Source organism: Hamadaea sp., assembly GCF_013362815.1.
GTDB lineage: Bacteria > Actinomycetota > Actinomycetes > Mycobacteriales > Micromonosporaceae > Hamadaea.
The window spans coordinates 584,158-603,679 of the sequence record NZ_JABFVK010000013.1 but is presented as its reverse complement, the minus strand read 5'-3'; the positions used below and the strand labels follow the sequence as shown (position 1 = coordinate 603,679).

18 protein-coding genes are annotated in these 19,522 nt (G+C 71.0%); 10 read left to right on the top strand and 8 right to left on the bottom strand.

All coding sequences use genetic code 11. The annotated features are described in order from the left end of the window. Positions 1-5: 5 nt before the first annotated feature. Entirely contained in the window at positions 6-692 is a 687-nt protein-coding gene (locus HOV77_RS07695; RefSeq protein ID WP_290859505.1) for an alpha/beta hydrolase, read from the bottom strand. 110 nt (positions 693-802) lie between these two features. Here HOV77_RS07695 and HOV77_RS07690 point away from each other — a divergent pair, with 110 nt between their 5' ends. Both HOV77_RS07690 and HOV77_RS07685 read left to right on the top strand, forming a co-directional pair. Beyond that, positions 803-1,774 carry a WYL domain-containing protein gene (locus HOV77_RS07690; protein ID WP_290859503.1) on the top strand — a complete coding sequence of 324 codons (972 nt, stop codon included), beginning with the start codon at positions 803-805 and terminating at the stop codon, positions 1,772-1,774. Between the two features lie 63 nt (positions 1,775-1,837). After that, entirely contained in the window at positions 1,838-2,044 is a 207-nt protein-coding gene (locus HOV77_RS07685) for a hypothetical protein (RefSeq protein ID WP_290859501.1), read from the top strand. Positions 2,045-2,048: 4 nt separating this feature from the next. On the opposite strand, the gene HOV77_RS07680 is transcribed toward HOV77_RS07685, so the two are convergent. Beyond that, complete coding sequence (locus tag HOV77_RS07680; RefSeq protein ID WP_290859698.1) at positions 2,049-2,774, bottom strand: helix-turn-helix transcriptional regulator; 726 nt, start codon at positions 2,772-2,774, stop codon at positions 2,049-2,051. Between the two features lie 155 nt (positions 2,775-2,929). Between HOV77_RS07680 and HOV77_RS07675 the strand changes: the two genes are divergently transcribed. Continuing rightward, complete coding sequence (locus HOV77_RS07675) at positions 2,930-3,409, top strand: VOC family protein (RefSeq protein ID WP_290859498.1); 480 nt, start codon at positions 2,930-2,932, stop codon at positions 3,407-3,409. Positions 3,410-3,564: 155 nt separating this feature from the next. Then, positions 3,565-5,697 (top strand): transglycosylase domain-containing protein, encoded by a 2,133-nt coding sequence (locus HOV77_RS07670; protein ID WP_290859496.1) that lies wholly within the window; start codon positions 3,565-3,567, stop codon positions 5,695-5,697. A 10-nt stretch (positions 5,698-5,707) separates the two neighbouring features. Here the strand turns inward: HOV77_RS07670 and HOV77_RS07665 are convergent, their stop codons facing one another. The 3 genes from HOV77_RS07665 to HOV77_RS07655 form a co-directional block, all read right to left on the bottom strand. Beyond that, positions 5,708-6,157 (bottom strand): DUF1801 domain-containing protein, encoded by a 450-nt coding sequence (locus HOV77_RS07665; protein ID WP_290859493.1) that lies wholly within the window; start codon positions 6,155-6,157, stop codon positions 5,708-5,710. Between the two features lie 202 nt (positions 6,158-6,359). Continuing rightward, positions 6,360-7,004 carry a response regulator transcription factor gene (locus HOV77_RS07660; RefSeq protein WP_290859491.1) on the bottom strand — a complete coding sequence of 215 codons (645 nt, stop codon included), beginning with the start codon at positions 7,002-7,004 and terminating at the stop codon, positions 6,360-6,362. Beyond that, positions 7,001-8,953 (bottom strand): histidine kinase, encoded by a 1,953-nt coding sequence (locus tag HOV77_RS07655; protein WP_290859488.1) that lies wholly within the window; start codon positions 8,951-8,953, stop codon positions 7,001-7,003. Before HOV77_RS07655 ends, HOV77_RS07660 begins: the two co-directional genes overlap by 4 nt. Before the next feature lie 130 nt (positions 8,954-9,083). On the opposite strand from HOV77_RS07655, the gene HOV77_RS07650 reads away from it, so the two are divergent. Together HOV77_RS07650 and HOV77_RS07645 are read left to right on the top strand one after the other, a co-directional pair. Then, a complete protein-coding gene (locus HOV77_RS07650; protein ID WP_290859486.1) occupies positions 9,084-9,785 on the top strand; it encodes a hypothetical protein in 702 nt (233 codons plus the stop codon). A 13-nt stretch (positions 9,786-9,798) separates the two neighbouring features. Continuing rightward, entirely contained in the window at positions 9,799-10,143 is a 345-nt protein-coding gene (locus HOV77_RS07645; RefSeq protein WP_290859484.1) for a hypothetical protein, read from the top strand. Positions 10,144-10,198: 55 nt separating this feature from the next. Here the strand turns inward: HOV77_RS07645 and HOV77_RS07640 are convergent, their stop codons facing one another. The 3 genes from HOV77_RS07640 to HOV77_RS07630 are packed head-to-tail and all read right to left on the bottom strand — an operon-like array spanning position 10,199 to position 13,292. After that, entirely contained in the window at positions 10,199-11,116 is a 918-nt protein-coding gene (locus HOV77_RS07640; RefSeq protein ID WP_290859482.1) for a hypothetical protein, read from the bottom strand. Then, positions 11,113-11,619, bottom strand: a complete 507-nt coding sequence (locus HOV77_RS07635) for a hypothetical protein (RefSeq protein ID WP_290859480.1) — start codon at positions 11,617-11,619, stop codon at positions 11,113-11,115. Before HOV77_RS07635 ends, HOV77_RS07640 begins: the two co-directional genes overlap by 4 nt. A gap of 5 nt (positions 11,620-11,624) precedes the next feature. Then, entirely contained in the window at positions 11,625-13,292 is a 1,668-nt protein-coding gene (locus HOV77_RS07630; protein WP_290859478.1) for a hypothetical protein, read from the bottom strand. 163 nt (positions 13,293-13,455) lie between these two features. Between HOV77_RS07630 and HOV77_RS07625 the strand changes: the two genes are divergently transcribed. The 4 genes from HOV77_RS07625 (at position 13,456) to HOV77_RS07610 (ending at position 19,511) form a co-directional block, all read left to right on the top strand. Then, positions 13,456-15,105, top strand: a complete 1,650-nt coding sequence (locus tag HOV77_RS07625; protein ID WP_290859476.1) for a LuxR family transcriptional regulator — start codon at positions 13,456-13,458, stop codon at positions 15,103-15,105. A gap of 81 nt (positions 15,106-15,186) precedes the next feature. Further along, positions 15,187-16,287, top strand: a complete 1,101-nt coding sequence (locus HOV77_RS07620; RefSeq protein ID WP_290859474.1) for an NAD(P)/FAD-dependent oxidoreductase — start codon at positions 15,187-15,189, stop codon at positions 16,285-16,287. 58 nt (positions 16,288-16,345) lie between these two features. Further along, positions 16,346-17,152 (top strand): alpha/beta hydrolase, encoded by an 807-nt coding sequence (locus tag HOV77_RS07615; RefSeq protein ID WP_290859472.1) that lies wholly within the window; start codon positions 16,346-16,348, stop codon positions 17,150-17,152. 175 nt (positions 17,153-17,327) lie between these two features. Then, entirely contained in the window at positions 17,328-19,511 is a 2,184-nt protein-coding gene (locus HOV77_RS07610; RefSeq protein WP_290859470.1) for an ATP-binding cassette domain-containing protein, read from the top strand. Positions 19,512-19,522: the final 11 nt, after the last annotated feature.

The window sequence follows — 19,522 nt, the reverse complement described above, 5'->3', positions numbered from 1 at the left end:
CGCGCTCACTTGGCGTCGGCGACCGCCGCGATGACGCGGGCCAGCTCGACCGGGCAGCTGACCATCGGCCAGTGTCCCGAGTCGATGTCGACGTATTCGACGTGCTTGGCCTTCGCCAGCTCCGGCACCTCACCGCCGTCGACCCATTCCCGGGCCTGGGCCGGAGAGAACTCCGGGCAGATCAGCACCACCGGGATGTCGTAGCGGCGCTCGTCGGTCAGGCGTACGACGGCGTGGGCGACGCCCTCGGGAACCGGGATGGCGGCGTCGGCCAGCCGCTGCCGGGCCGCCTCGTCGAGGTCGGCGGAGTCCGGTCCGTCGAACGGGCCCCAGCCGGGGAACGGCATTGCCCCGTCGACGATGTCGAAGGAAGGCCCGTAGAAGTCGCCGTCGGCCGACGGGAAGCCGCCGATCAGAGCCGTCTTCGCGACCCGGTCCGGCCGGGCGTCGGCGGCGAGCCAGGCCAGCGAGCAGGCGGCGGAATGACCCACGACGAGCGGCCGGCCGGACGCTCCGTCGACGGCGGCGACCACGGCGGCCACCTGGTCGTCGAGCGTGGCGTCGGCCGGCTCCGCGCCCTGGCCGGGCAGCGTGACCGGGATCGGGCGGTGACCGAGGTCCTCGAGCGCCGGAACCACCTCGTCCCAAGCCGCTCCGCTGAGCCAAAGACCGCCGATGAGCAGGATGTCCATGTCGTGATCGCTTTCTGCCGGGTGTCCCTGTGAGGCTTACCCGGTCACCGTAGACCCGATTCCGGACGTTCTACTTCCGGTTTGTGATTCAGTCGGTTTACGCTGGCCGGATGTCCGCCCAACCGAGCCCGACCGCCCGCGCGCTCCGCACGCTGGAGATCCTGCAGACCCGGCCCGGCGTCACCGCCGAGGAGCTCGGCGAACGGCTCGGCGTCACCGAGCGCGCGGCCCGTCGCTACGTCGAGATCCTGCGCGAGGCGGGCGTACCGGTGGACTCGCTGCGCGGCCCGCACGGCGGCTACCGGCTGGGCCGGGGTGTACGCCTGCCACCGATCGTGTTCTCGCAGGGTGAGGCGCTGGCGCTCGTCATGGCGGTGCTGGACGGCCGACCCGCCGCGACCGATTCGGACGACACGGTCGGCTCCGCCCTCGGCAAGGTCATCCGGGCGCTGCCGGAGGGCATCGGCCGTCAGGCCGCCGCCCTCCGCGAGAACATCGCGGCCACCCCCGACCAGTACGCCTCCCGCCCGGATCCGGCTACCACCAGCGTCCTGGTCGCCGCCGTCGCCGAGCATCGGCGGGTCCGGCTGACCTATCGCAGCCCGCGTACCCGGCGGCCGGACGGTGACACCGACTGGGAATCCGATGTGGACCCCTGGGCGGTGGTCGTCCGATATGGACGCTGGTACCTGCTGTGCCACTCACATCGGGCGGACGCCGTGCGTACCTATCGGATCGACCGCATCAGCGCCGTCGAGCCGACGGATCAGCAGTTCATCCCGCCGGAGAACCTCGACCCCGTCCGCGCGCTGGCCGAGAACCTGGGATCGGGCTGGCCGATGGCGACCGAGGTGGTGTTCGACGCGCCGATGGCCGAGGTCGCGCCGTGGATCCGCCCGACGATGGGCCGGCTGGAACCGTGGGGCGACGGCTGCCGAGTGGTCGGCACGACGAACAACCCCGCGATGTACGCCCAGGAATGGCTGGCCGCCGTCCCGTTCGCGTTCCGGGTCGTGGGCGGACCGGAGCTGCGGGCCGCCGTCGCTGCCGTCGCGGCCCGATTCACCGCCGCGCTGGACTAGAGTCCGCGCCTTCCCCAGCGCGACAGCGTCCGGCGGGGCACACTGGCATACGGGGTGGTGACCATGGTCGACGCTGAACAACCCCGCGAAACCGGGCCGAACCGGTCCGAGGAGGCCCTCGAGCTCGCGTGGGAGCCGGATTTCGCGTCCGAGCACAACGGCCTGTCGGTGGCCGACCACGACTTCGGCCCGGAGGGGCGGCCGGATCACGAGACGCCCCGGGGCTACGGCGGCGCGGAGTGGTCCTACCACCAGCAGCTCGTCGTCTGAGCGCCTAATCGGCCTCGGCGCGGTAGCCGCTCGGGGTGAAACCCAGCCGCTCGCGGAACTCCCGGGTCAGGTGGCCGTGGTCGGCGTAGCCGAGTTCGGTGGCGATCCCGGCGAGGCTCACCCCCGGCTCGGTACGCACCCGCTGAGCCGCCTCTTGCAGGCGACGGCGGCGGATCATCTCCACCGGGGACAACCCCACATAGCGGGTGGCCAGGCGTTGCACCGTACGCGGGGCCAGGTGCAGCCGCGCGGCGGCGTCGTCGAGCGTACGCACCGTGGCGTCACCGTCCAGCAGGTCGGCCAGATCGTTGGCCTGGCGACCCTGATCCGTCGCGGGCTGGAAGTTCTTGTCCAGCCACGTCGAGAAGGCGTCCACCGCGGCGGCGTGCCGTTCGTCGCGATCGGCGACGGTCATCGCCGCCACGACCGCTTCCTGCAGCTCAGGTGCGTCGAACGGGCGTACGGTGTCGCGCAGATCGGCCGGTGCCTCGGTGAACGACGGAGTCGCCGCCGGGCGCAGCAGCGCGCCGACCGCCCAGCCTCGGCCGGTCAGGTCGCGATGGGACGCCCGCGTCTGCGGGCCGGACAACATCACCAGGTCCGGTTGCACGACCAGGTTGCTCGCCGGGAACGACACCAGATGCTGCCGCGAGGTACGCCCGGGGGCGATGTCCCACTCGGGGATCCAGAACCACCGAACCAGCTCGGCGACCGAGTCCGGGGCGGCCAGCCGCTGGAGGTCCGGCAGCCGGGCCGGATAGAGGATGCCGCGGTTCTCGCCACTCACCCGGCCCAGCCTACTGGCCGTTCTCGGCGAGCCGGCCTGCGCGTACCTGGCGCGAATCTCCAAGCCCGGCGGGCGCCGGCGCGAATAGGGTCGAACACATGAACGGACAGCACACCACCAACGGCATTCCCAACGGCCACACCAGCCTCACGCCTTTCCTCGCGATTCCGAACGCAGCCGGGGCCATCAAGTTCTACGAAGAGGTGTTCGGCGCGAAGGTCGTCGACGTCACGAAGTTCGGTGAGGTCGTCGCGCACGCCGACCTCGACTTCGGCCACGGCCACCTGCAGCTCGGCGAGCCCAGCCCGGAATATCACCTGGTCGCTGCCCCGGAGGGCGACGACGACTGCTACTCGATGGGCCTCTACTGCGCCGACGCCGACGCCCTCGTCGCGCGGGCCGAGGCGGCCGGGGCGACGGTACGCGAGCCGCTGTCGACCTTCGTCTCCGGCGACCGGTACGCGTCGATCCGCGACCCGTTCGGGGTGCGCTGGTCGATCATGACCCGAGTCGAGGACCTCTCCCCCGAGGAGAGCGCCCGCCGGGTGGCCGAGTGGGCTGCCCAGCAGCAGGGTTGAGTTGGCCGCGAACCCTGGGGGCCTGTACGCACCGAGCGACGGGCCCCCGCGGCATGGCAGGTTTCCGTAGTCTGACGCGGACCGGCAACCATCGACGGTGCTCCGCGCGTCTGGCCTCTCGGCGTACGCACGGTCGGGACGGAAACGGGGTGCAGATGACGGCGAACGAGGAACCGCAGGCGATCACACCAGCAGCACCGGAGGTGTCGGCAGAACCAGCTGGGCGCAAACGCCGGCGGAGCCGGAAGTATCGGGTTGTCGTGGCGCTGGCGGCGACCTTGGCCGTGCTGCTCGGTGGCGGCCTCCTGGTCACGACGTACTATGTGGACAGTGTCGATGCGTTGCAACCGGAGAGCTTCCAGTCTGCGGGCGTCACAACGATCATGGCCGCCGACGGCAAGACGCAGCTCGCCCAGCTCGGCACGGTGAACCGGATCGCCGTCCCGATGACGGTGATCCCCGACAAGGTGCGCGGCGCGCTGATCGCCGGTGAGGACCGGGACTTCTTCAAGGACTCCTTCCGCGGCTCGGAGCTCACTCACCGGTATGTGCGGCTCGCCACCCAGATGACCGGCAACTCTTATCGGGAGACGGTGCTCGCCCGCAAGCTCGAGGACCAATACGACCGGCTGACGATCATGGGGTTCTACCTGAACTCGGTCGACTTCGGCCGCGGAGCCGTCGGCGTGGAGGCCGCGGCGCAGGCGTACTTCGGCAAGCCGGCCAAGGATCTGACGGTGGCGGAGGCGGCCGTTCTCGGCAGTGTCCTGCACGAGCCGTACGCCGCTGACGGCGGGCTGAGCCCGTTCGATCCCGAAGCGCATCCGGCGGAGGCCAAGGACCGGTGGGCGTACGTGCTCGACAACTTGGTCGGGCGGTGGATCACGCCGGACGAGCGGTCGCAGCAGGCGTTCCCCTCCGTCCGGGCGTACGCCACGGTGACGCCGACCGCGGAGTGGGGCATCGTCGTCAAGCCCGGCGAGAACGCGGGACGCGCGACCGGCCACGTCGTGAACCAGGTATACGAGGAGCTCCGCCAGCAGGGCATCGAGCCGACGGACCTGCGCAACGGCGGCTACCGTGTCTACACCACGATCGACCCACGCGCGCAGCTGCTGCTGGAACAGGCCGCCCGGCCGGATCTCAAGGATTCCGAGCTTTACGGCACCAAGGTGGTACGCGACGCGAACGGCAAGGTGCAGCAGGATCTCGAAGCGGCCGGGGTGGTCCTCGACCACGCCACCGGGGCGGTCCTCGCGTACTACGGCGGGCTCGACGGCAACGGCCCGGACCTCGCCGGACTGAACACGGTGGACAATGCGCTGGTCGGCGGACACCCGGCGGGTGGAACGATGAAGGCCTATACGCTGGCGGCAGCGTTGGAGGCGGGAGCCTCGCTGGATTCGCACTGGAGATCCTTGCCCTACACCGATCCCACCGACAAGATCCGCGTCGGCAACAACGGAGCGTCCTCCGCTCCCTGCAAGGAGTACTGCACGCTCACCGAAAGCTTCGTGAAGTCGTACAACGTGCCGTTCTACTGGGTCGCCCGGCAGCTCGGCCCGGGCGCGATCGTGAAGACGGCGTACCAGGCGGGCATCCGCTGCATGTGGGACGCCGACGGCAAGGAGCAGCTCGCGCGCGCCTCGGTTCAGAGCCCGAACAGCCGCTTTCCGTTCGACCGCCCGGTCGGCTACGGCCAGTACGCGGTCACCGTGCTGGACAACGCGGCCGGCATCGGCACGATCGCCAACGGCGGCGTCTACAACAAGCCGTACTTCGTGCAGAAGGTCGAGAAGCGCGACCCCGTCACGGGAAGCTACCTGCCCATCGCCGGCGTCGGGGCGAAGCAGGCCCCGAAGCAGGTCATGCGCCCGGCCGTCGCGGGCGACGTCACCTACGCGATGACGCAGGTCGCGGCCGACCGGCGATGGACCGCCGCCGTGGACGGCCGAGAGATCGCCACGGTCGGCGGGACGTGGGAGGGCTCGGTGCTGCGCGACGGCAAGCTCCAGCCGACGCCCGAGAACGCCCACGCCTGGGTCGTCGGCTTCACCAAGCAGGTGACCGTCGCGATCTGGACCGGCAACGCCGCGGGCTCCGCCCCGGTGGTCGACCCGCTGACCAAGGCGACGATCACGGCCGGGACCGCGCCCTTCCGCATCTGGTCGGGCGTCGTCGCCGATTACAGCACGGGTATGCCGAAGGAGAAGCTCGCCGGACCGTCTCACGTGGGCCGGATCGACTTCCCCCTCGCCAACGGCGTCTCCCCGACGCCGTCCCCCTAGGACGGAGCCATCAGCCCGCCGCCTTCTTGACCAGCTCGGCGATCCGCTTCTCGTCGGCGGCGCTGAGCTTGGTCAAGGCGTACGACGTCGGCCACATGCCGCCCTCGTCGAGCTGGGCGGCCTCCTGGAAGCCGAAGGTGGCGTACCGCGTCTTGAACTTCGCCTTCGCCTGGAAGAAACAGACGACCTTCCCGTTCTTCTTGTACGCGGGCTGCCCGTACCAGGTCTGCGGGGTGAGTTCCGGCGCGACCTTCTTGACGATGGCGTGGATCTTCTCCGCCATCGCCCGATCGGAGCCGTCCATCTCGGCGATCTTCGCCAGGACCTCGGCCTCCGCGTCGGCGCCGGCCTGAGCCGCCTTCATCTCCTTGGCGTGCTCCTTCATCGCCGCGCGCTCTTCGGCGGTGAACCCGTCGTAGGACTTGCCGCCCTTGGGGGTCGCCTTCTTCGCAGTGGCCATGCCAGCTTCCTCCCTGTGAATCTTGCTCCCTGTGACGGTAAGCCTAGGGAGACGCCGGTGGCGGTGGCTTCTCCGAAACTGACCACCTGAGGGTCGTCACCAGATCACGGTTCTGGGTCTTATGCGCGCCAAGATTCGGCCCAGAACCCTGATCCAGCGCCAAAAAGCGCAGCTCTCAAGCGCAGCGCGGAAAAGGCGCGGGTCACAAGCGGCCGAGGCCGGCCTCCCGGGCCCGGACGATCGCTTCGGCCCGGGTGGCGACCTGCAGCTTGGCGAAGATCGCCGAGATGTGGTTGCCGACCGTCTTCGGGGCGAGCCCGAGCCGGGTGGCGATCGCCGCGTTGGGCAGCGCCGCTGCGATGAGGTCGAGGATCTCGCGTTCCCGGGCCGTCAGCTCCGGGAACGGCTCGGTCTGCGCCGCCGGCGCCGGGCCGGTGAAGTAGTCGAGGATCTGGCGGGCGACCCCGGGGCTGAAGATCGCCCCGCCTGAGGCCACCGTGGTGATCGCCTGCGAGATCTGGTCTTGGGCCGCGCCTTTGACGAGGTAGCCGCGCGCTCCGGCGCGCATCGCGGCGTACACCGATTCGTCGTCGTCGAACATCGTCAGGACGAGGACGGCGACCTCGGGTGCGACCCGGCGGATCTCGGCCGTGGCGGCGATGCCGTCGACGTCGGGCATCCGCAGGTCCATGACCAGCACGTCCGGGCGCTCGACGACGGCGGCCCGGATCGCCTCCCGCCCGCTCGTCGCCTCGCCGACCAGCTCGGTGCCGGGCAGCGAGGTGAACAGGGCGCGCAGCCCGTCGCGTACGACGGGATGGTCGTCAGCCACCACGATCCGGATCATGCGGAAACCTCCAGGGGCAAGACTGCCATGACGCGCCCGCCGCCGGGGCCGGGACCGGCCGTGCAGAGGCCACCGAGTTCGGCGGCACGCTCCCGGATCGAGGTGAGGCCGACGCCGGCCGGCCACGGACCGCCGTTGCGGCCGTTGTCGACGACGGAGACCTCGACCTCGGTGCCGACGGCGATCGTGACGGTGACGGCGGTGGCAGCCGCGTGGCGGGTCACGTTCGTCAGCGCCTCGGTGACGATCCGGTACGCCGCCACCTCCACCGCGGCGGGCAGCGCCGGCACTTGAGCGGGCGCTGCGAAGGTGACCTCCAGCGGCAGGCGCTCGCAGTGCCGTCGCAGCGCTCCGATCAGGCCGACCTCGTCGAGCGCGGGCGGACGCAGCCCGTAGACCAGACGGCGTACGTCGTCGATCGCGGTGCCGATGTCGGCACGCAGTTCGCCGAGGAGCAGCCGCGACTGGTCGGGGTCCGAGGTGGACAGGTTGAGGGCGGCGTCGGCCTTGTACCCGGCCCCGGTCAGCGTCGGGCCGAGCCCGTCGTGCAGATCCCGGTGCAGGCGGCGGCGTTCCTCCTCGCGCGCGGTGACGATCCGTTCGCGGCTGGCCTGGACCTCCTCCGCCAGCTCGGTCGCATGGAGCGCGGCGGCCAGCGGTGCGGCGAGCAGGTTCAGCACCGCCCGGTCGGCGTCCCCGAGCGCCTTGTCCCCGGCGCGTACGCCGACGAGCAGGTCGCCGACGCGCTCGCCGCCGTAGGTCAGCGCCACCGTCTCCAGGCGGCCGGGCGGCGTACCGGCCGAGGCGACCTCCCCGGATCGGGAGCGCAGCGTCGCGAAGGGCAGCCGCAACGTCTCCCGGATGCCGGTCAGCACTCCCCCGAGATCGTCGGCGGCCAACCGGGCCCCGACCGCGGACACCGTGGCGACCGGGTCGGACCGCGACCCGTACAGCAGCTGATCGACCGCCCGCTGAAGGCGTACCCGCACAGGATTGAAGAGGATCGCGATGAGCAACGTGGCCACGAGCGGCGCCCCCGCACCGCGCAGCAGGGCGTCGAAAAGCGCGACCAGGCCCAGGTACGCGACCACGACGCCGAGCGTGAGCAACAGGTAGAGCAGCGAGCGCGAGACGACGAGCCGGATGTCGAGCAGCTGATACCGCAGAATCGCGATGGTGATGGCGATCGGGACGAGCGGCACCGCGAGCAGCAGCAGGATGGGGCCGTCACCGACGATCCAGCGTGGCAGGTTGACCGCGACCGCCGCGATGAGCGCGAGGACGAGCCAGAGCAGCTGGCGGCGCAGGCGCTCGTCACCGCGCCGATAACGCACCACGAGGCCGGAGATCGCGCCGAGCAGGCCGAGCAGCGGCGCAGTGTTGGCGGCCGTCCACAAGGGACTGAGCTGATGGTAGAACGGCAGCCCGAGGTAGGTGCGGACGGCGACGCCGGACCGGAATTCCACCGGAACCGAGTCGAGCGACATCGCCGCGACGAAGCCGACTCCGGCGATCACCGTCACGACCACGAGCCAGCGCCACCGGGGCGTGACCGGACGGCCGTCCGGAAACAGCTGCAGCGACAAGGGCAGGAGCAGACAGATCCCCCACGGCCAGCCGAACACGAACAGGCTCGCCAGAATCCGCAGCACCGGCTCCGGCCAGCCTTGATCGAAGCCGTAGGCGCCCACTGCCCCGCTCGCCGCGGTGAGCAGGTGGGCGACCCCGGCCGCGAGCAGCAGCCAGCCGATCGGATTGCGACCGCGCTGCACGGCGAGGATGCCGCCGCAGACGGCGAATCCGACTCCCATCGCCGAGTTCGTGAGCAGGTAGCTGTCCACGACGTCGCTCGCGGACAGCCGCAGGGCCGCCGCCCCGGCGACGGCGGCGACCAGCAGCGCGGCGGCCACTCCGAGGAGCAGCCAGGCGAGCGGTCGCGTTCTGGTCACGTCTCCATGGTGGGGCCTGCTGGGCCTGAGTGGGTGGGGTCCTGCCCCTACGCGTCCCGGGCGTTTTCCCGGCACAGGCGGCGGCGGAGCCCCGGGCGCTCGGGGGCGGCTCCGGCGGAGCGTCAGTCCCATGACTACGACACTCACTCGCCCATCGGCCACGGCGCGGGCCGACACCCGCACGGTGCGGCGGGTCGCGGCGGCGGTCCTGCTGCCGCTCGGCCCGCTGACGGTCGCCGTCCTGCGCGGCATCCTGCCGTACCACACCACGGACGAGGGCCCGGACCTGCTCGATCACTCGGCGTCCGCGCTCGGCCGCTTGGACGCCGTCGTCTGGCTCGGCCTGCTCGCGACGCTCACGCTCGTGCCGTCCGCGCTCGCCGCCGGCCGCCTCGCGCAACGCCGTGCGCCCAGGCTGACGCTCGCGGGCCTCACACTCCTCGTGCCGGCCTATCTCGTGCTGCCCATCGTCAACAACGACATCCTGGTACGCACAGCCGCGGCGGACGCCGATCGCACAGCGGCGCTGCGCATCCTGGACTCCGCCGGTTCCCACGGAGCGGCGCTGGCCGCCGGGGTGCTCTTCGTCGCCGGGCACATCCTCGGCGCGATCTTGCTCGGCACCGCCCTGTGGCGGTCCGGCGCGATCCCGGCGTGGGCCGGAATCGCCCTGATCGTCTCCCAGCCGCTGCATCTCGTGTTCGCCGCGATCGTGCCCAACCCGATCGGCGACGCCGCGGCCTGGGGGCTCACCGCGCTCGGGTTCGCCGTCGCGGCGGTACGCGTACTGCGCACTTCGAACGACGACTGGGACCTCGGTCCCTCCGCCTGAAAGGAATCTTCCGATGACTGCTCTGCGTACTGGTCTGGTGCTCGCCGTCCTGCTCGGCCTGGCCGACGTCGCCCAACCGTTCAGCGGCGGTGACTTCCCGCCGATGGGGGTGGCGATCGCCGGTGCCGCCCTGGGTCTGATCACCATCGGGTCAGCGGTGTACGCCTGGCGCGGCAACCGGATCGCCACCGTAGCCGTGGTGGTCACCCGGCTGCTGTCGGCGCTGTCGGCGGTCCCGGCGTTCTTCGTGCCGGACGTCCCGGCCGCCGCTCGCATCGCCGCCGCCGCGATCTGCGCGCTGACGGTGGCCGCCGTCGCGCTGGTGAGCCCGGGGCTGCGCAAACCGCTGCCTGCCTGACCCTTCGCTGGATCATTGCGTCAGCCTCGGTGACTCGGCTGACGCAATGACCTTGTCAGCTCCGCGACCGCGTACGCACCGACTCGGTCGCATGCCAATGGGCCAGCCACCCGGTCACGGCGCAGACGAGGACCGCACCGATCAGGAGACGAAGGATGCCGGGCACCTCGTCGGCGAGGGCGGCCGAGATCCAGTACGCACTCGGGAAAGTAGCCGCGAACGGGAGCACGAAGCCGTCCAGCCCCATGACGACGGCACACATGGTGTGGAAGGCCACCGCCCCGGCCAGGGCGATAACCGTAGCGACCGGTCCGGCGAGGATGGCGACGAAGAACAACGACTCACCGACGATCGTGGCCCAGCCCAGCGTCCGGGCGAGCCCCGGCGAACGGGCCAGGCGGCGAGCGATCCGGCCGATGCCGAAGTACTCCGTCGCGAGCACCCCTCGCAGACCCACACCCGACCACCACATGGCCGACTGTCCTTTGGAGAGCCCGGCGACGGCGTACGCGAGGCACAGCTGGAATGTAAGAAAGCCGGCGGCCGCCACCTGCACCGCGTCGCTGCTGGTCAACGCCCGCAGGGTGAAAACTATCGTCACCACGCGGAGCATCTCGTCCCCGGCGTCCAGGCCGGGCCGCACTAGCGGTTGCGCCGCCAGTTCGGTGAGCCACAACAGCAGCAGCACGGGCCACGCGCGGGGGAAGACGAGGACCACGAGCGCTCCGGCGAACCGGGCCAGTGCGACGGGGACCACGGTCGCCCGGGCTCGCCGGAGCCCGACGAGCCGCCGGAACGCCCGATCGAGCGGGTTGCCCACCCGCCGCCCGGTCAGCCGGGGATCGAGGGCGCCACCGGGCGCGAAGTCCCGGCGAGTCAGGAGAATCTGTAACGCGGTGTGCGCGTGGGCGAGCGCCGCCAGGCGACATCCCAGGTCCAGCACCTCCCCCGCCGTCCAGCCGGTCGCCGTCACACGAGGTGCCGTTCGGACTCGTACGCCCCGATCCGCCGCGGCTGCTCGGAATAGTGCCCGGCGACGCACTCGACGCGGAACTGCACCGTGTACGCCGCCTCGTCCCGGCGAGCGTCCCGGGTGACCGCGCCGAGCAGGAGGAGATAGCTCGGCGTCGTGACTGGCGGCCGACGCAGGCTGAGCAGGTAATTCGCGCTGCCCCACTGCGCCTTGCGGGCCCGCCGGCGGGTGTTCATGACCGCGTCGAGCACCCGCCGCCGACCCGGCAGCGGCAGCCGTCGCCAGTCGTGGACCTCCTGCCCGGCCTCGTCCCACGCCCGGTAGCTCACGAAGTAGTCCGAGACGATGGGTCGCGGACCGAACAGGTTCCACACCGGAACGAGGCCGAGCACGTCGAACCGCCGCAGCCGGCGTACGCCTGGCCGCCGGATCTGAGAGATCGCTGAGGCCGCCGCCCACAGCGCGAAGACGCCGACGAGCACTACGGCGATCGCCGTACGCACGGCGGTCAGCCTTCGGCCGGTCGGTCGAGCGACTCGATGACGTCCTCGGCACTGGGCAGCACGTCACGCGGCCGACCGGCCTTCTCGGTCTCGCCGACCCTCGCGCCTAAGGCCTCCACCTCGTCGAACTCCGTCTTCGCCTTGACGACCTTCACTTCTCCGCCAGGCCAGAAGACACCGCCGTCACCGAGCTCGCCGCCATCGCCGAACTCGCCGCCATCGCCGAAGTCACCGCCGTCACCGAACTCGGCGCTCACGCCGACCTCGCCACTGTCACCGGTCTCCGCGGACTCGCCCGACTCGCCCGTCTCTGCGGACTGGCCCTGCTCGGACTGATCGCCTTGTTCCGTGCCCTCGCCGCCCTCGCCGAGATCAGCCCACTCGCCGAAGTCGCCCTGCTCGCCGCCGGGTCCCTGCTCGCCGCCGCCCTGACTTTGATCGCCGGTCTCGCCGGACTGCCCCGTCTGCCCGGCCTGCCCGCTCTGGCCTTGAGCGGCTTGCTCGCCAGTCTCGCCGGTCTCCGCGTGCTCGCCCGTTTCCGTGTGCTGACCCAACTCGGCGAACTCACCCGCGTGGCCCTCTTCGGCGAACTGCGAGCCTAGCTCGGCCATCTCGGCCGTTTGCGCCGTCTCCCCCAGCTCGGCGTGGTGCGCCACCTCGCCTAGCTCGGCGAGTTGCGCTCCCTGGCCCTCCTCGGCGAACTGCGACCCGAGCTCTCCCGTCTCGGCGGTCTCGGCGTGCTGGCCGGCCTGGCCCAGCTCTGCGTGCTGACCGGCCTGCCCCGTCTCCGCGTGCTGACCGGTTTGGCCCTCCTCGGCGAACTGGCCGCCCAGCTCGGCGAACTCGGCCTGCTGCGCCGACTGGGCCGCCTGCCCGATCTCGGCGATCTGGCCGGTCTGACCCTCTTCGGCGAACTGAGAGCCCAGCTCGGCGAAGTCCGCGTGGTGGGCGACTTGACCGGTCTCGGCGAACTCCGCGTGGTGGCCCACGTGGCCGCCGAGCGGGCCGAGTTCGCCCTGCCCACCGCCGGGGCCAACCGGTCCGACCTCGCCGCCGTGGCCAACCGGCCCGACGGCGAAGTGGCCGACCTGCGCCAGTTCGCCGGCCAGGCCGATCTCGGCGATGTGCCCGGCGTTCCCGACGTCGGCGAGCTGCGCCAGGTGACCGGTCTCGCCGCTCAGCCCGATGTCGGCCGACTCGCCCGCCTGACCGTGCCCGACGACGGTCGGCTGACCGGTCGAGGTCGGAATGAGCCGATGGTCGTCGATCCGCCGCCAGATCTCACGCCACAGGTCGGACGGTGTCGAGTACGGCTTGTGGTAGTCCATGAGGCCGGTCGACTTCAGGATGCCGGCGGTCGCGGTGACGCAGCTGTTGACGTCCAGATCGTACTGACCCGGATGCGCGGCCTTCTCGGCGATGGCTTGCTGACCGGCCGCGACCTGCGCGTCGGTGAGCTTGAAGGTGACCTTCGCGAACTCCGCCCGGCGCGCGTCGTCGACGGCGGGGTTGACGTACATCGACCCGTCGGCGGCTCGCCAGACGTCGAGGCTGCTGACCTTCCCCGTCGCGTCGTCGCGGACCTCGACCATGACGTGCCCGAAGTCGTAGACGTAACCGCCCTGCAGGGGGCCCTTACCGGCCCGATAGTAGACCGTGATCGATCCAGCCACGTGGCCACCCGTCCGTCGAAGCCGCGTCCATTGAGGATGCGCGCCCGTCGAATATAGGGCATTCCGTGCGCCGTGAGCAGCGCCGACACTCCCTCGGGGTACGCCGGACGTATCCTGACCGGCGAGGGCACTTTCCGGGCACGGAGCATGAAAGCGGGTACGCGTGGCAGCGATCGACCAGACCGGCCCGGCCCGCGACCTCGTCGAGGGTCGATCGGCGGCGGCCCGGCATGTGTGGGCCGACGCGTACGCCTCGCTCGCCCGCGCTGCGGCGGCCCGACCGTTGGCCCCCGACGACCTCTACCTGCTCGGCACTGCGGCGTACCTGCGCGGCGAGGTCTCGGCTTGCGTCGACGCGCTGCGTCAGGCGTACGAGATGGAAAAATCGATCAACACGCGCCGAGCCGCGCGGGCCGCCTTCTGGATGTCTTTCGCGCTGGGCAACCGCGGTGAGATCGGCCAGGCCAGCGCCTGGCTGGCCCGCGCCGAGGCGTTGCTGGAGCAGGACGGCCCTGATTGCGCCGAGCGTGGCCTCGTGTTGTCGGCCCACGCGTTTCGCAGCAACGCGGCGGGTGAGTTCGAGCGCGGCGCCGGTTTCGCCCGGCAGGCGGTCGAGATCGGCCGGCGGGCCGGTGATCCCGACGTCCTGGCGATGGCCTCGGCGCAGTGTGGTGGCGCGCTGGTCCGGCTCGGCGAGGTGGCGGAGGCGGTGCCGATCCTCGACGAGGCGATGCTTGCCGTGGTGAGCCGCGAGATCTCCCCCATCGCCGCCGGGACGGTCTACTGCGTCGTCATCTCGGTGTTCAGCGAGATGGCCGAGATCCGCCGGGCGCAGGAGTGGACCGACGCGCTCACCGGCTGGCTCGACCAGCACCACAACATGATCGTGTTCTCCGGGCGGTGTCTCGTGCACCGCGCCGAGCTGCGGCAGCTGCACGGCGACTGGCCCGGCGCGGTCGAGGAGGCCGAGCGGGCCTGTGATCGGCTCGCCCTCTCCCCGGAAGTGACGTCGAGCGGCGGCGCGCGGTATCAGCAGGCCGAAGTGCTGCGCCGATGGGGCGACTACGAGGCAGCCGAGCAGGCTTATCGGGCCGCCGGGGAATGGGGCCACGACCCGTGTCCCGGGCTGGCGCTGCTGCGCTGGGCCCAGGGCGACCTCGCCGCGGCACGATCAGCGCTGCGCCGGGCCCTGGGCGAGACGACGGACCGCCTGCGTCGCGTACGCCTCCTGCCTGCCCAGGTCGAGGTGGAGCTGGCCGCCGACGATCTCCCCAGCGCCCGGGACGCGGCGGCCGAGTTGGCCCGGATCGCCGAGCTTTACGCCACTCCGGCCCTGCGGGCCCAAGTCCGGTACGCCCAAGGCGCAGTCCTCCTCGCCGAAGAGCGACCGGGACCGGCGTTGGCCGACCTGCGGACGGCGGCGGCATTGTGGCGTGAACTCGACGTGCCCTACGAGGCGGCCCGAGCCCGGGTGCTGATCGCCCAGGCCTGCCGGGCGCTCGGCGACGAAGACACCGCCATCGGCGAACTGACCGCTGCGGAGGCAGCCTTCGCCCAGCTCGGAGCCCGGCCCGACGCCGATCGAGTGGCCGCTCTCCTGGGCGCTCCGACTGCGCCGAGCGGCCTGACGGCTCGCGAGCTCCAAGTGCTGCGGCTGGTGGCGACCGGCAAGACGAACAGCGCCGTCGCGCGGGAGCTGTCGCTGTCGGAGAAGACGGTAGAGCGCCATCTAAGCAACGTCTTCACCAAGATCGGCGTCTCGTCGCGGGCCGCTGCGACGGCGTACGCCTTCCAGCAGCACTTGGTGTCCTGAGGGATTTCCCTCAGCGCGTACGCGGCGGCATGCGGGATTCTGCCGAAGCGCGGAGGCAACCGTCGCTCATAGCGTCGGGGCATGGGTACGAATCATGTCGAGACACTGATCATCGGGGCCGGTCAGGCCGGTCTGTCCACCGGATACCACCTGCGCCGGCTCGGCCGGCCGTTCCTCATCGTCGACGCGCACGACGAGGTCGGCGAGGTCTGGCGGGAGCGCTGGGACTCGCTGCGGCTGTTCACACCGGCCCGCTACGACTCCCTGCCCGGAATGGCGTTCCCCGCTCCCGGGTTCTCCTTCCCCACCAAGGACCAGATGGCCGACTACCTGCGGGCGTACGCCGAACGCTTCGCGTTGGACGTGCAGACCGGCGTACGCGTCGACGGGGTCACCAAGACCAGCGACGGGTTCCTCGTCGACGCCGGGCCTCGGCAGTACACCGCGGACAACGTCGTCGTCGCGATGGGGACGATGCAGGAGCCCGTGCTGCCCGCGTACGCCGCCGATCTCGATCCGGCGATCGTCCAGCTGCACTCGTCGGCGTACCGCAATCCCGAGCAGCTGCGCGCCGGCCGGGTGCTGATCGTCGGGGCGGGCAACTCGGGAGCCGAGATCGGCGTCGAACTCGCGCGTACGCACGAAGTCGTCCTGGCCGGCCGGGACACCGGGCACGTGCCGTTCCGCATCGGCGGTACGCTCAGCCGCCTGCTGCTGAGCCGCATCGTCATCCGGTTCGTGTTCCATCGGCTGCTGACGGTGGCGACCCCGATCGGCCGCAAAGCCCGGACGGCACGCGCCGGTGGTGCGCCGCTGATCCGGACTCGGCCGCAGGAGCTGGCGGCGGCGGGTGTGGTCCGCACGGCCCGGATGACCGGTGTCCAAGATGGACTACCACTGCTCGAAGACGGCCAGGTGATCCAGGCGGCGAACGTCGTGTGGTGCACCGGCTATCAGCCGGGCTTCTCCTGGCTGAACATCCCGATCCTCGACGGGACGGAGCCCCGCCACGTTCGGGGCATCGTGCCGGAGGTCCCCGGGCTCTACTTCACCGGACTGCACTTCCTGTACGCCTTCTCGTCGGGCATGGTGCAGGGCGCCGGTCGTGACGCCGAGCGCATCGCGAAAGCCGTCGCCGCCCGGCCGATCCCCGTACGCGAACCCGCCGCCGTTCAGGGTTGAGCCGCCGCGCCGAGGTCGTCGCGGGCGGGAGGCGCGCCGGGCGGGTAGCGTCCGAGCCATGAGCTTTCTCGATGTCCCCGGCGCCCGGCTGTACTACGAGACCCAGGGCGAGGGCCCGTTGCTGCTGCTCATCGGCTCGCCGATGGACAGCACCGGCTTCGCCCCGCTGGCCCAGGTGATGTCGGACCGGCACACGGTCGTGACTTACGACCCCCGGGGGATCGGCAAGAGCACCCGCGAGGACGCCGATGAGGACATCACCCCCGAGATGCAGGCCGACGACGTCCACCGGCTGATCGAGGCGCTCGGCGGCGGGCCGGTCGAGTATCTGGGCAGCAGCGGCGGCGCGGTCGTCGGGCTGGCGCTGATCACCGCCCATCCGGGCGATGTGCGTACGCTCGTCGCCCACGAGCCCCCGGTCGTCGAGACGCTGCCCGACTCGGCGGAAGTGCACGCGAAGTTCGAGGAGATCTACCAGACCTATCTGGCGCAGGGCAGCATGCCGGCGTTGAACATGTTCCTCACGTACGCCGGACTCGGCGGCCTGGGCCAGCAGGACGACGTCCCGCGCTGGGAGCCGTCGCCGGAACAGCTGGCCCATATGGAGTTCACGAACAAGGTGTTCTTCGGTCACCTGATCCGGCAGACCACGGCGTTCGTGCCCGACCTCGAAGCCTTGCGCACATCGCCGGTACGCATAGTCGTCGGCGTCGGCGTGGCCTCGGAGGGACAGTTCGCGCGGCGGTGCGCCGAGGTGCTCGCGGGCCACTTGGGACTGACCCCGGTCGAGTTCGCCGGGGACCACGGCGGCTTCGCCGCGCACGCGCCCGAGTTCGCCGCGCAGCTCACCGCGATCCTGGGCTAGCCATTTGTGCCGGTCGAGCCCGGTCCTCGCGGGCTGACGCCCGCATCGAGCCGGACCGAGCCGAGCCATTTGTGCCGGTCGAGCCCGGTCCTCGCGGGCTGACGCCCGCATCGAGCCGGACCGACCGGGAGGAGGCGTGAAGGTGGGGGCTTGACGGCTTCGGCATGATAGGCCGGTGACTTCGAGCGGCCACGCTGGCACCGACGCCCTCACACCGGTGGCAGTGCTAGACGACAAGGGCAGAATCCGGATCGGTCGCGATCCGGGTAACGACATCGTGTTGCCGGACCTTTGGGTCTCCGGCTCGCACGCGGAGATCCGGCGCGTCGGCTCCGGGCATCAGCTGGTGGACCTGGGCAGCACCAACGGCATCCACCACAATGGACGGCGCGTCCAGAAGGGGGACCTGAAGCCCGGTGACCGGTTCACCGTCGGGCGGCACGAGTTCCTGTTCGACGGCAGCCGGCTGTACCAGCACGACGACCAGGGTCCGACGTCCTTCGTCGCGGACGACATCACCGTGGACGTCGGCAAGGCGACTCTGCTCGACGACGTGAGCTTCGCGTTGCAGCAGGGCACTCTGCTGGGCATCATCGGTCCGAGCGGCTGCGGCAAGTCCACCCTGGTCAAGGCGATGACCGGCTTCCAGAAGCCGTCGCGGGGCGGGCTGCTGTACGACGGGCGCGACCTCTACGAGCACTACTCCGAGCTGCGTCACCGCATCGGCATGGTGCCGCAGGACGACGTGCTGCACCGGCAGCTGACCGTCCAGCGGGCGCTGCGCTTCTCGGCCTCGCTGCGGTTCGCCGACGACGTGCCGCGCAGGCAGCGCAAGCAACGCGTCGCCGATGTGCTGGAGCTTCTCGGTCTGCGCGAGCGCGCCCGGCAGCGGATCGACACGCTCTCCGGCGGCCAGCGCAAACGAACCTCGGTCGCGCTGGAGCTGCTGACCGAGCCGTCCCTGCTGGCCCTGGACGAGCCCACCTCGGGCCTCGACCCCGCCCTGGACAAGGAGGTCATGCGCGAGCTGCGGCTGCTCGCCGACCGTGGGCGTACCGTCGTGGTGGTCACGCACAGCGTGCTGCACCTGGACATCTGCGACCGCGTCCTGGTCATGTGCATGGGCGGTCACATGGGCTTCTTCGGCCCGCCCGACGAGGTGCTGCCGTTCTTCGGCGCGGAGGACTACGCCGATGTCTTCCACAAGGTCACCAACGAGCCCCGCCGTTGGTCGCAGGAGTTCCGCAACTCCGAGGTCTATCGCCGGTACATCGGTGAGGTGGCCCAGGAACTCGCTCGCGTCGAGGACGCCCGCCGGGAACTCGTCACCGTGGCCACTGCTCCGGTTGCGGAACCCGCTCCCGTCGAGGACCCCGCCCCGGTTGCCGAGCCCGTCGCCGTCGAAGAACCCGTGACGGTCCCCTCAGTGCCACGACAGGCCGGTCCGCCGGAGGCGGAGACGACCCGGTTCGCCGATGCCGCCAAACCAACGCAGACCGCACCTTCCGGCGTACAAGATCTGTCCATGACACAGCGGGCTCGGCATCCGCGAGCGCCGCTGCGGGCTTTCCTGACGCTGTGCTGGCGAATGGTCGCCGTGATCGCCTCGGACCGCGGGTATGCCGCGTTCCTGCTGGGCCTGCCGCTGGCGCTCGCGGTGCTGAGCCGCGCGGTGCCCGGCGACAAGGGGCTGAGCGCGGACCCGGACGGCTTCGCGCTGGAGGGACAACGGCTGATCGTCGTGTTCGTGATCGGCGCGGCGTTCATGGGCGTGGCGGTCGCGATCCGCGAGATCGTCAACGAGCAGTCCATCTATCGGCGGGAACGGGCTATCGGCCTGTCCCCCACCGCCTACCTGCTGTCCAAGGTCGTCGTCTTCCTCATCATCGACGCGGTTCAGTGTGCGATCTTCGTCTACCTGGCGATGTTCGACCGGCCCAAGCCGCCCGCGGCGCTGGTGCTCGGCGATCCGATGATCGAGATCACGGTGGCGGCCACGCTTGTCGCCATCGCTTCGACGTCCCTCGGCCTTCTCGCGAGCGCACTGGTACGCACAACGGAGCAGACGACACCGATCCTGGTCGTCAGCGTGATGTTCCAGCTGGTTCTCTCGGGTGGCCTGTTCGAGATCAGCGGCCAGCGCGCCCTGGAGATCATCTCGGCGATCGACCCGTCACGGTGGGGCTTCGCCGCCGGAGCGGCCACGACCAACCTGGTCGGGTTCCCGTTCCCGGAGGCGATCTGGGCGCCGACACCGTTCAACTGGTGGCGGGCTGTCGCCGTCCTGCTGCTGCACATCGTTGTTCTGCTGGTCGCGGCGCGGTTCGCGCTCCGGCGGTTCGAACCCGGCCGCCACTGACCCGATCGGAA

Bases quoted from the DNA above. Each gene is read 5' to 3' on its own strand.
- HOV77_RS07620 (WP_290859474.1), top strand. From the start codon at position 15,187: ATGGGTACGAATCATGTCGAGACACTGATCATCGGGGCCGGTCAGGCC.
- HOV77_RS07660 (WP_290859491.1), bottom strand. From the start codon at position 7,004: ATGATCCGGATCGTGGTGGCTGACGACCATCCCGTCGTACGCGACGGG.
- HOV77_RS07675 (WP_290859498.1), top strand. From the start codon at position 2,930: ATGAACGGACAGCACACCACCAACGGCATTCCCAACGGCCACACCAGC.
- HOV77_RS07695 (WP_290859505.1), bottom strand. From the start codon at position 692: ATGGACATCCTGCTCATCGGCGGTCTTTGGCTCAGCGGAGCGGCTTGG.
- HOV77_RS07665 (WP_290859493.1), bottom strand. From the start codon at position 6,157: ATGGCCACTGCGAAGAAGGCGACCCCCAAGGGCGGCAAGTCCTACGAC.
- HOV77_RS07650 (WP_290859486.1), top strand. From the start codon at position 9,084: ATGACTACGACACTCACTCGCCCATCGGCCACGGCGCGGGCCGACACC.
- HOV77_RS07670 (WP_290859496.1), top strand. From the start codon at position 3,565: ATGACGGCGAACGAGGAACCGCAGGCGATCACACCAGCAGCACCGGAG.
- HOV77_RS07690 (WP_290859503.1), top strand. From the start codon at position 803: ATGTCCGCCCAACCGAGCCCGACCGCCCGCGCGCTCCGCACGCTGGAG.
- HOV77_RS07615 (WP_290859472.1), top strand. From the start codon at position 16,346: ATGAGCTTTCTCGATGTCCCCGGCGCCCGGCTGTACTACGAGACCCAG.
- HOV77_RS07685 (WP_290859501.1), top strand. From the start codon at position 1,838: ATGGTCGACGCTGAACAACCCCGCGAAACCGGGCCGAACCGGTCCGAG.
- HOV77_RS07645 (WP_290859484.1), top strand. From the start codon at position 9,799: ATGACTGCTCTGCGTACTGGTCTGGTGCTCGCCGTCCTGCTCGGCCTG.